Raw genomic sequence first — 11,484 nt, 5'->3', positions numbered from 1 at the left:
ATACAGAAAACAAATCCTTACACAGTCATTCAAATACTTCTTTCTCTATTTTGTTTTCCCATCAACATTGGACTAATTCATTAATTCACTCTAAAATATATGTAAATGCAGTGGACGGAGGTTTAATTATGGCAAGTTCAAAGAACTATGAACAAGAAATCGATGAAGCCAAAGATTTAGTAATCAGTGCCATCGGCGAAACGATGGATTTATACGGCATCAATCGCAGTGTCGGCAACTTATACGGCACTATGGTATTCGAGGATAATATGACACTCGATCAAATGCGCGAAGAACTTCAAATGAGCAAACCAAGTATGAGCACAGGAGTTAAAAAGCTTCAAGAATACGACTTGGTCAAACAGCAATTTACACGCGGCAGCCGCAAACAACATTTTGTAGCTGAAAAAGACTTCTTCACATTCTTTCGTAATTTCTTCAACATTAAATTCAATCGAGAAATTACCGTCAACATGGAATCACTTAAAGAATCAGAAAAAATCATCGGCAAAATCCTTGAAGCAGATGATGTAGCACATGAAACGAGAGAACATGCTGAAAAAGTATATGCACAACTTGAACATTCAATCATATACTACAAATGGCTGACACAAATCAGCGATGCTATCCAAAGCGGTGAAATCTTTAAATATTTCCCTATTCCTGAAGAATAAATAAAAACGTATATCAAATCGCGCTTATATTTTGATATAAACAAAGCACCAACGTCCTTAAACCAAGGATGCTGGTGCTTTGTTTTGTATTCTATTAATTATTTCATCGGTGTATCATTATTTCTGTTTTCAGCGATTTCATGCATATTTAAAACCCGCTGTTCTGCTTTTTTCAGTCGTTCAGCTCTTAATTCAAGCTTAATCCGATCACGCGATAAGGTGATAATAAAGGATATCATCATGAAGACAAATATAACGATTAGCGGCACAGAGGCCAAAATCGAAGCCGTCTTCAATACTTCTAATGCACGTTGGCCACCTACAAGCATAAGTGAGAATGGTAATAAACATAATGCAAATGCCCAGAACAATCTGTTGGCACGTAAAGGTTCATCCACAACTTTCTTTTGTGAAGCTGCCGCTAAGATATATGAACCTGAATCGAATGTTGTTGCTAAGAATAAGAACGCTGAAATCAAGAATAACACGACAACGATATTACCGAACGGCAACTGATGCATAACTTCAATAATCGCAGCTTCAGTACCATGCGTATTTAAGAATTCAACCACATTGAATTGATGTGTGATTTGTAAGTAAACAGCATAGTTTCCGAAGATACCGAAGAAAAGTACACATCCTAATGTACCGTAAACAATCGTACCTAAAATAACTTCTTTCAACGTACGCCCTTTAGAAATACGAGCGATGAACAAACCGATAAACGGCGCATACACAATCCACCATGACCAATAGAATATTGTCCATTGTTGAGGGAAGTGTGTAATCTTACGGCCGTCAATACCGCCGAACGGTTCAAGCCATGTAGCCATTTCAAAGAAATTTTTCAACATGTTACCAAAACTTGTAACCGTCGTATTCATAATAAAGACAGTAGGTCCTACCACAAATACGAAACCTAAAAGTAAGAATGATAACCAGACATTGACGTCACTTAAACGTTGAATTCCTTTTTTCAAACCTGTATATGAGCTGACCGCAAATACTACAGTAATTGTAAATAAGATGACCGTACGTAATAACATATTATTGCCATCTAAACCAGTTAATTTCTCAATACCTGCAGAAATCATCGGCACCCCTAATGCTAATGAAGTTGCAGCACCGCCAAGCAAACCGAAGATAAAGAGAATATCCACGATTTTACCAGGCAATTTATCCGTTTGCCCTTTCAAAATCGGACGGCAAGCTTGACTAATTTTATAAACTGGTTTTTTCTTCACGAAAACTAAATAACCAATTGGTAATGCTGGTAATACATAAATCGCCCACGCAATAGGTCCCCAGTGGAACATACCGTACATTGTCGCATATTCCAGTGCGTGGTCTGTCATACCTTTTGCACCGTGAGGCGGTACTTGATAATAGTACGCCCACTCAATAACACCCCAATATAAAATATCAGAGCCGATTCCCGCACAAAACAACATAGATGCCCAACTAAAGTTTCCGAATTCCGGGCGGTCACTCGCTTTACCCAACGTTACATTTCCATATTTACCGAATGCAATGTAAAGCACGAAGCCTAAAATAACAAGACCCAATGTCAGATAGACCGCACCAATTGAGTTAGAAATCGATTCATTAATATCTGTGATTACTTTCTGACTCGCTTTTGGAAAAGCCATCATTGGAATAACCGCGATGAGCAGTACGATAACGGTTCCATAAAAGGTCGTCCAGTCCATAATTTGGGACTTTTTCGCTTTGCTTTCTTTTTTAGCTTTTTGCAATGTATTTGCACTCCCTATTTATTTTTTTGCGTTAAGAAAAATATGCGTTTAATTCCCCGAAAAGCATAAAAATCTCAACAACTTATTTATTAGCTACATAAAGACATTAACGAATTATTTATAATAATGCAAATTCATGCAGATTAAAATAATCTACATGATGAATAAATATATATTTTTTGGGAGCGTTTCAACTGAATTAACCGCCGTCACCTTAGCGTTAAGTTAAAATTTAACGAATTGAACGAACTTAATATACGGTATTTTTGTATAATTATTCTTTTACGCTAAATAAATATTTTTTTGGACCTAACCTCTGATACGGCACTAAAAATAAATTATTCTTTCCTCTTAGTTGTTTCTCATAAATAATTTCTTTTACCAAATTCCAAACCAGATTTCACCTTGCATATTTGCAATTAATTATCTTTTACCCCCATACAATCATTTACAAATATTTCTCTATGCACACAAAAATACCACGGTTGTTTTATAACCGTGGTATCACATCAGAAAATTAACTATTTTGTTTTGCGAAAGCTTTTCCGATTGCATCTAATTTATGCGGCGCATCATGCATCGCCATTTTCACTTCAACAAAGTGCATCATATCTGGATATGCTTTAATCGCTTCAAAGGCTTGATCAAGTTCTTCACTTGTAGATACATCACGAACTTTAACAACATCTTCGCCGCCGAAAACAGCAGGCAATGCTTTATAATCCCACATAAAAATATCGTTATAAGGTTCATTTTCACCATGAATTTTACGTTCAACTGTATAGCCATCATTATTAATAACAAACAATACCGGTTTTAATCCTTGGCGAATCATTGTTGAGATACCTTGTACTGTGAGTTGTAGTGAACCATCACCAATTAACAATAAATTGCGGCGTTTCGGATCTGCAATTTGTGTACCGATAGTTGCAGGTAATGTGTAACCGATAGAACCCCATAATGGTTGGCCTACAAATTTGTTGCCTTTATAAAGTGCTAAATCATAAGCACCAAAGAATGACGTACCTTGTTCAGCTAATATCACATCAGATGGTGCTAAGAAATCCTGCATCATTTTGAAGTAAGTTTCTTGAGTCAATGCATCTCCATTTAATTCATATTGACCTGTTTCAGGACGTTTGAATTTCGGATAATCCGCTTCATTCACGTAATCCATTTCCATTAAGCCATCCATCAAATCTGGCAATGTCACATCTTCTGCTACAGTTTCATTCATTTTGAAATTGTGTTGATTCAACATCACGACATCATCAATATCAAATTCGAATGAAAAACCAGCTGTCGCAGAGTCTGTTAATTTCGCACCGATATTTAAAATCGCATCACTATTATCTACATAGTCGCGAATATTTTCTTCTGCAATAGAACCATCATAAATACCCATATAATAAGGGTTTTCTTCATTAAAAGCACCTTTGCCAAGTGACAATTGCGCTACTGGAATGTGTGTTTTATTCACAAAGTCTTCTAGTTGCTCGTGCAATTTGAAGCTGTTAATTTCATGCCCTGCGATAATTACAGGTTGAGACGCACTTTCTAATTTATCTTTAACCATTGCAATATATTTTGAGACATCTTCAACTTTACGTTCTGGAACTTCATAAGTACTTTCCACTTCAATTTCAGTCATTGCGACATCAATTGGTAAATGAAGGTGCACAGGACGTTTTTCAGCTAATGCTGCATCTAATAAACGCGGAATCTCAGTTTGTGCATTTTCAGGTGTAATGTAACCTTGCGCTGTCGTAATTTCTTTGAACATTTTGCGGTAATTATCAAATGTACCTTCTCCTAATGAATGGTGTACATATTTGCCAGCATCTTCAACTGCACGTGTTGGCGCCCCAGTAATCGCTACAACGGGTACACGTTCAGCATAAGAACCTGCAATACCGTTCACTGCTGATAATTCGCCCACACCGAAAGTTGTAACCATTGCACTGATACCTTTCATACGTGCATAGCCATCTGCCGCATAACTTGCATTCAATTCGTTGGTATTACCAACCCACTCAATATCATCTCTGCTGATAATATCGTCTAAGAATGCCAAGTTGAAATCACCTGGCACACCAAATACTTTCTCAACGCCAGTGTTGCTTAAACAGTCCATTAAATATTCTCCGACACGTTTTTTCATCATTCATTCCACCTTTGTCTCTTTTTCTAATACATCTATAGGATAACGCTTTCCTATAAATTAGGTCAATAATATTGACTTATATAAGTAATCTTGTCGGAAAAGAAGACTTTGTCATTCGTATTCTCTCAATAAAAAACCCTATCTTGCTTTCGCTTTTTTAGCATCTGCATGATAGGGATAAAATCTATTATTTTCTTATTTTTCACTTTTTAAATATTTTACTTCTTGGAATCCTGGTCGATAACTGGCCATCTCTTCCATCATAGCGTTCCAGTCATTACCTACTTTTGTTTTGATATTTTGCAGTAAATCATTTTGTGCTTTATTGATTTCCGTTACGAGTTCATGACCTTTATCTGTCACAAACAGTTCTTTTACACGACCATCTTCTTGAGATTTCTTTTCCACTACAAGCCCTTCTTCTTTCAACTTGCGCAGTGTTTGATGGCTGCCTTGTTTTGAAATTTCCATACTCTTCAATAGATCACGGATGGTAATACCCGGAACTTTGTCGATAAAGAATAAGAAGCGGTGATGTTGACGACTCATACCTTTCTTCTCAATAATCTCGTCTGCCGTATTGATGAACGTCTTATATGCGAAATAGAACAAAAGGTGTTCATAATCATTATTGTACTCGGTCATTCTATACATTCCTTTACTTCAAATTCTCTCTGAAAATTTCAGATAATTAGTCTTAGTTTATCATATAAGCAGATTAGTTACTCCCAAAACAATATCCAAGATTCCAATAATCAAGATAACTTTTCCTAATGTTTTACTCTCTCTAAACATCACGAAATAAAGTATCACGAGAATCAAACCATTTAAAAGACCAGTAAACCCTTGTGGCAATGCTACAATATTAAATAATGATAGTATGCTTAAAATTAAAGTTATTACCAAAATAACGATGCCAACATAACTGACCCATAATTTACTAGATTTCAAAGCTTACACCACCTATTCATCAAATTATTCATCTTCAATTATATTATATCGTATTACTATGTATTAAAGAATAGTTGCTTAAACAAATAATTGAATAAAGCCTATCACTCCAGTAAAACACGCTGAAATCATTATAAAATACGCTATTTTTTTGTAACCACTTCGATAAGTACTTAAAGCACAAACTAAAAGCGTAAACGAAAGCAGCAAGTTGCTAAAGGCAATCGTAATATGTATAACTTCAAAAACAGATAACATATTTAATATTATCAAAACAATTGATGCACCTACTAAAAGATAATCCAAAGCAGTTCTTTTTCTCATCATGTCACCTCATTTATGAACTCAATAAATGAATCACACCTACTATCATATCTACTACTCCAATGATATATACGATAACAGCTATTTTCTTTTTGTTGAATCGTTGCAATAAAATACCGATAATTATGAAATAAACACCCCATATTAGTGTTTGTATGCCTTGATTTATCCCAATCAAGTCAAAAATCGACAGCAAATTCACCATCAGCAATAAAACAAGCAGACTAATCATTATCCATTCAATGGGTGTAAACATCTTTTGCTGCTTCAAGCTTCTCACCTCATATTCTTATATTCAACATAACATATGCAGTTCATTTTATTTCTTACTTTAATACTTGTACAATCACTATAACAATTCTCAAAGGAGATGGATTACGTGGTTAAATTTAAAACCGTGCAAATTACAGATTTAACAGATGCAGATTTAGAAGCAATGGGCCAACAAGGCCAATTGATAGATGTACGAGAAACAGAAGAATATGAAGCGGGACATATAGACGGTGCGCAGTCTTACCCACTATCATCACTCAACACCAAATTCCCGCTTGATCAAAGTAAAACTTATTACCTTTATTGCCAAGCCGGCAAACGCAGCCAGCAAGCAAGCCAAATGTTGAGCGATAGCGGTTTTACAGTCGTCAATTTAAACGGCGGTTATCAAGCTTTTCAAGATAAAGCAGAAGCTGAAAAAGCACAAACTGCGCCAACCAAAAACGAAAAAGAAGCAACAGATTCAGCAATAACAGAGACAGCACAAGAAACTACTGCACCACCTTCTCTCAAATCCAGACGTAAGAAAGTGAACTACAGCGGTATGCAGTGTCCTGGTCCGTTGATGAACGTAAATCAAGAACTCAAACAATTAAAACCAGGCGATCAGCTTGAAGTAGTAGTGACAGATCCAGGTTTCGCAAGCGATATCAAAAGCTGGGCATCTCAAACTGGCAATACATTAGTAGACTTGAAACAAAGTGAAAAAGAAGTCACTGCAGTCATTGAAAAAGCTGAACAACAGCCTAAAGACCTCTCTGTACAACATACAGAAAAAGGTACAACAATTGTTTTATTCAGTGGTGAATTAGACAAAGCCTTAGCAGCCTTTATTATTGCGAACGGTGCTCGAGCTGCAGGTCGTGAAGTTTCAATTTTCTGCACGTTCTGGGGTTTAAATGCGTTAAAACGTCCTAATCCCGGCAAAGTGAAAAAGACTGGCATTGAACGATTATTCGGTATGATGCTGCCAAGCGGTCCAGAAAATATGCCACTCTCAAAAATGAACATGTTCGGCTTAGGTCGTTTGATGATGAAAATGATTATGAAACAAAAAAATGTAGACTCCCTTCCAACACTGATTGATAAAGCGATTGATAATGATATTAAACTCATCGCATGTACAATGAGTATGGATGTTATGGGTATTAAAAAAGAAGAATTACGTTCAGAAGTTGAATTTGCTGGTGTCGGCACATACATTGGCGATACCGAACATGCAAATCACAACTTATTTATCTAAGAAATCGTTGAACCCCCTTATTGCATAAATTGATGCAATAAGGGGGTTCATTATTTTTAGTATACAGTTGTTTTCACAAGTCTAGTGATTTAGTAACGACGCTTCTATAAATATTTTTTATAGAAAGGAACTAATCCTTTTAAAGCTTCATCCACTGCTTTAGGTTGGTCATATAAGTCGTAATGAGAAACACCTTTAACAATATTCAATGTCTTTTTGTCACTTAATGCTTTGTCGAATAATTCATAAGCACAACGATAAGATCCAAATGCACCTGGTTTATCACCTGCTACAATATATAATGGTTGATCCAGCAATTTATCAGCTAAATGATAGGCATCAAAACCAATGACATCAGCTTGATCGATAACACGATATCGGTTTGTCACATTTTCATGATAACCAAGGTCTGTTCTATAATAGTCTACTGCTTCTTTAATATCGATGTCATCAAGCCCTAATTCTTTACGCTGCGCTTCACTATCAGGCGCATAAGGCATTAGTGCTTGTTCTCCGCCTTTAGCTTCTGCTTCGCGTTGTTCTGCAACTTGATATAATGTTTTCAATGCAGAATCAGGTGTGAAATCACCTTCTCGTGCGATCATTCCAAAGTTGACACTCACCACAGAGCTGACTGCTTTAATACGTTTGTCAGTTAAGCTGGCATTAACTGCATAACCGCCTCCTCCGCAAATACCTAAAATACCAATTCGTTTGTCATCTACAATATCAAGTGTATTTAAATAGTCGATAGCTGCTTTGGCATCATCTACCCGATAATAAGGCACTTCAATATTTTTGGGTTCTGCAGCAATCTCACCTTGGTGGGCCGCATCAAACGCTAAAGTTGCAAACCCTTCTTCAGTTAAACGTTTCGCATAAATGCTTGCAGTTTGTTCTTTCACACTGCTGATCGGATGCATCACTACAATTGTCGGCAGTGGTTGGTCAGTCGCATTATCCGGTGTTCTCAAAATACCTGCAGTTTCAACATCTCTTGTTTTAAAGGTTACATGTTGTTCTTTCAAAATAATCACCCTTTTATCTTTATTAATTCACTCTAGTGTTTTATAACTCTTGTGTGTATAATTTAAATATATCAAGAAATTTATTTATACAATGTATACCCTCGAACAGTTATGTATTAATACACATATTTATAAAATCGGGTTTTAAATGAGGAGATGTTCCATTATGGATAAACGTGTAATTAAAACACGACGCAATATTACTGAAACTTTTTTAGAATTATTTTATAAAAAGGACTTTGAGAAAATAACAATCAAAGAAATCGCAGATGCAGCTGAAATAGAGCGTAAAACTTTCTATCTTCATTATTTAGATAAATACGACTTGCTTGATGCGATTGTTCAAAAACACTTTGACCAATTAGATGAAATTTGTGAAGCGAAGAAAGATTTAGGCTTAAAAGAAGGTACAACAATTTGGTTTGATTTTTTCGAAACACATCAAACATTTTTCAAATGTCTCTTCAGCATTAAAAACGCTGATGAATACAAACAGAAATTGCAAAAATTTATTATACGCCAGTTAGACGGCAGATTAAGTACAACATTTATGAAAGCACACCATTTAAGCGAACAGCTTTTCCCAGAATTTTTTGCTGCAGGCATTGTTCAAATGGTCATGGTTTATATTCAAGATGAAAATTCAAATAAAGCAGCCATTGAAAATCAAGTCGTCCAGTTGCTGAAAATGACAAACGGTGATTTATAAACAGATAATGTATCGTAGTAAGTTGACTTAAATTTCTTCAGTGTAAGGATTTTTAGTTTCCTAATGATTTTGAAAAAGTGTTCGCTTTTATTTTTCATCACTCATGCATCTTACTAGGAGATATGCTATAATTTAAATCGAACATTTGTTCGTATTTCCTTTGAAAACAGATGTTCAAAGTGCTAAACTAAATTTATGAGTAACAGGCTCAACGACGCATGTGAGTACCTCTTTTCTTTATTCGGCAAGAAAGTGAGGTGATATGGATGGACATTATTATCCATGAACTCACGATTAATTTTTCTTCTATCGTACAAGTGACTTTACTCGCTACAGCTATCAAGTTTTTAATCAGCAAAGACAGCAATAAAAAAGACTAGCTATGCTGCCACATAACTAGTCCATCTACTTTATTCGGTGAGGTATTCACAATATCCAATCATGAATCCTGTACTCAAGCCCTTACGTCCTAACCCGACTAAGGGCTATTTTAATACAATTAAATCTTATCAAATTTACTTGGGGGTTTCAATCAAATCGAGATGTGGTTGAAATTTAATTGCGTTCTATTGATTAGATTGTTGATTTTGTGCCTCTAACATTTTTTGTCCTTCAATAAAGAAGTTGGCCATCACTTCAGGTGCATCTTCTCTAAAGAATGTTTCAAGATTTTCTTGAGATTCTTTTGCGCGTTCTTTTGAACTTTCATACATATTTTTTTCATATTCAGCAAGTGCTTTATCAAAGTCAATTTGCTCTGTTTGATTTGAGTGGTTTGCGATTGCATGGGCTAACATGTATGCATCATAAAGTGCCATGTTAACACCTTCCCCTGCAAAAGGACTCATTAAGTGTGCTGCATCACCAATTAAAGTGACATTCGATTGATGTTGCCATTCAAATCCGATTGGCAGACGATAGATACGTCTGAACATAATATTATCATCGGCATATTTAATATATTTAAGCAGTTCTTCGTCCCAATCTTGAAATTCTTCTAGTATACGTGCTTTCAAAGCCTCATTATCTAGTGCTTTGTATTCATCTAATTGGTCTCTATCTAATTCATAAGCAACATAGACGACAATACGCCCGTCACCATTCAATTGTCCTAGTATTAACTGATCTCCGCCAAGTCCCATCATTTTGCCATTTTTATTATATTCGGCTAAGTCGGGATATTGTGTATGAACGTCAGGCACGCTGAGTTCGATAAATGAGACACCTGTATAAATTATATCTGTGTCAGCAAGGAATGGACGTACTTTTGAAAATGCGCCATCTGATCCTATTACTAAATCGAAAACTTCAGTTTCTTTTTGTTCAATTTGGTTGAAGTTGTCGCTATGGTGAAAGTGGACTTTAACCTTTCCATCTTCTAATGTATCCATACTTTCAAATTTATATCCATAATGAATACGTTCTGGTTCAATTTTGTTTTGGATTAAATCACATAATTCACCACGATCAATTTCTGGTCGTCCGCCTTCTCCTTCAGCATCTTCTTCAAAATAGATATGACCCTGTTTATCTACTATTTTAGTGTCTTCGCCTTCAAAGCGTGCTAATGCTTTAAACTCATCAAGTAAACCTGCTTCGGCCAATGGGAGTTGTCCTGTATCGTGGTGGATGTCTAATGAGCCGCCGCGTGAACGATTGACGTTGCGGTCTGCTTTTTCATAAATATGAACGTCTAAACCTTGGTTTTGAAGGAGTAAACCAAGCATTAATCCGCCTGGTCCTCCGCCAATGATGCCAATTTTTTATTTGTCATGGTTGTCATCTTCTTTGTATAAGTTTTGCGCTTGATCTTTGATTTGAGTGAGGAAGCGGTCGAATTGTTTACGTTTTTCTTCATCTGTCATTGCTTCTTTACTTGCTGTTAAGATTGCGTTCACTGCTTCTTTAATATCTGCACCTAATGTTTTCATATCTTCTCTATTAAAGTTTTGAAATTGTTTCATACTGTTTGCGAATTCGTTTTGGTCCCCATTTTCTTTTAAGAAGTTTTCTCCTTCTTCAGTAATGGTATATATTTTTTTATTGCCTTCTTTAGTAACTGAAACAAATTCTCTGTCTTCCAACATTTGTAAAATAGGATAAACAGAACCTGGGCTTGGTGAATAGAAACCTTTAAATTGTTCTTCTAAATCTTTAATGATTTGATAACCGTGTTTCGGTTCTTCTTTTAAAGAATTTAATATCATAAACTGCAAGTTGCCTTTTTTAAACATACGCTCTTGTCCACGGCCGCCAAACATTTTCTCAAAGCCGCCAAAACCTCTTCCAAAATCAAATCCTTCACTATCTCTCATATTTCTGAATTGATCAAATCCACGTCTAAACATATTTAATTCCTTCTTT

General features: G+C 35.8%; 11 protein-coding genes. 3 read left to right on the top strand and 8 right to left on the bottom strand.

The genetic code is table 11. From position 1 onward, the window contains the following. Nucleotides 1–128 precede the first annotated feature (128 nt). The gene (cudC, locus tag DYE31_RS01550) at nucleotides 129–674 is read left to right on the top strand and encodes a choline uptake/conversion transcriptional regulator CudC (protein ID WP_015901405.1); all 546 of its coding nucleotides are present in this window, start codon (nucleotides 129–131) and stop codon (nucleotides 672–674) included. Between the two features lie 98 nt (nucleotides 675–772). Here cudC and DYE31_RS01545 read toward each other — a convergent pair whose 3' ends face one another. The 5 genes from DYE31_RS01545 to DYE31_RS01520 form a co-directional block, all read right to left on the bottom strand. Beyond that, on the bottom strand, nucleotides 773–2,383 hold the full coding sequence (locus tag DYE31_RS01545; RefSeq protein ID WP_041613153.1) for a BCCT family transporter: 1,611 nt from the start codon (nucleotides 2,381–2,383) through the stop codon (nucleotides 773–775). A gap of 562 nt (nucleotides 2,384–2,945) precedes the next feature. After that, nucleotides 2,946–4,589 carry an alpha-keto acid decarboxylase family protein gene (locus DYE31_RS01540; RefSeq protein ID WP_041613036.1) on the bottom strand — a complete coding sequence of 548 codons (1,644 nt, stop codon included), beginning with the start codon at nucleotides 4,587–4,589 and terminating at the stop codon, nucleotides 2,946–2,948. Nucleotides 4,590–4,787: 198 nt separating this feature from the next. Beyond that, entirely contained in the window at nucleotides 4,788–5,237 is a 450-nt protein-coding gene (locus DYE31_RS01535) for a MarR family winged helix-turn-helix transcriptional regulator (protein WP_015901408.1), read from the bottom strand. A 384-nt stretch (nucleotides 5,238–5,621) separates the two neighbouring features. Further along, nucleotides 5,622–5,867 carry a hypothetical protein gene (locus tag DYE31_RS01525; RefSeq protein ID WP_041613038.1) on the bottom strand — a complete coding sequence of 82 codons (246 nt, stop codon included), beginning with the start codon at nucleotides 5,865–5,867 and terminating at the stop codon, nucleotides 5,622–5,624. Nucleotides 5,868–5,880: 13 nt separating this feature from the next. Further along, a complete protein-coding gene (locus DYE31_RS01520) occupies nucleotides 5,881–6,138 on the bottom strand; it encodes a hypothetical protein (protein WP_041613039.1) in 258 nt (85 codons plus the stop codon). A gap of 108 nt (nucleotides 6,139–6,246) precedes the next feature. Between DYE31_RS01520 and DYE31_RS01515 the strand changes: the two genes are divergently transcribed. After that, nucleotides 6,247–7,383: a DsrE/DsrF/DrsH-like family protein gene (locus tag DYE31_RS01515; protein ID WP_015901410.1), complete on the top strand. Its 1,137-nt coding sequence runs from the start codon at nucleotides 6,247–6,249 to the stop codon at nucleotides 7,381–7,383. A gap of 104 nt (nucleotides 7,384–7,487) precedes the next feature. Here DYE31_RS01515 and DYE31_RS01510 read toward each other — a convergent pair whose 3' ends face one another. Continuing rightward, nucleotides 7,488–8,411, bottom strand: coding sequence for an alpha/beta hydrolase (locus DYE31_RS01510; RefSeq protein ID WP_015901411.1), 924 nt, complete (start codon nucleotides 8,409–8,411; stop codon nucleotides 7,488–7,490). Between the two features lie 166 nt (nucleotides 8,412–8,577). Between DYE31_RS01510 and DYE31_RS01505 the strand changes: the two genes are divergently transcribed. Next, nucleotides 8,578–9,120 carry a TetR/AcrR family transcriptional regulator gene (locus DYE31_RS01505; RefSeq protein WP_041613040.1) on the top strand — a complete coding sequence of 181 codons (543 nt, stop codon included), beginning with the start codon at nucleotides 8,578–8,580 and terminating at the stop codon, nucleotides 9,118–9,120. 566 nt (nucleotides 9,121–9,686) lie between these two features. On the opposite strand, the gene DYE31_RS01500 is transcribed toward DYE31_RS01505, so the two are convergent. Both DYE31_RS01500 and DYE31_RS01495 read right to left on the bottom strand, forming a co-directional pair. Continuing rightward, nucleotides 9,687–10,880 (bottom strand): FAD-dependent oxidoreductase, encoded by a 1,194-nt coding sequence (locus tag DYE31_RS01500; protein ID WP_041613041.1) that lies wholly within the window; start codon nucleotides 10,878–10,880, stop codon nucleotides 9,687–9,689. A 3-nt stretch (nucleotides 10,881–10,883) separates the two neighbouring features. Next, nucleotides 10,884–11,468 carry a PadR family transcriptional regulator gene (locus DYE31_RS01495; RefSeq protein ID WP_015901415.1) on the bottom strand — a complete coding sequence of 195 codons (585 nt, stop codon included), beginning with the start codon at nucleotides 11,466–11,468 and terminating at the stop codon, nucleotides 10,884–10,886. Between the last annotated feature and the right edge of the window lie 16 nt (nucleotides 11,469–11,484).

Origin of the sequence: Staphylococcus carnosus (genome assembly GCF_900458435.1) — a bacterium.
Taxonomy (GTDB): Bacteria; Bacillota; Bacilli; order Staphylococcales; family Staphylococcaceae; genus Staphylococcus; species Staphylococcus carnosus.
This window is presented reverse-complemented; position numbering and strand designations above follow the sequence as displayed.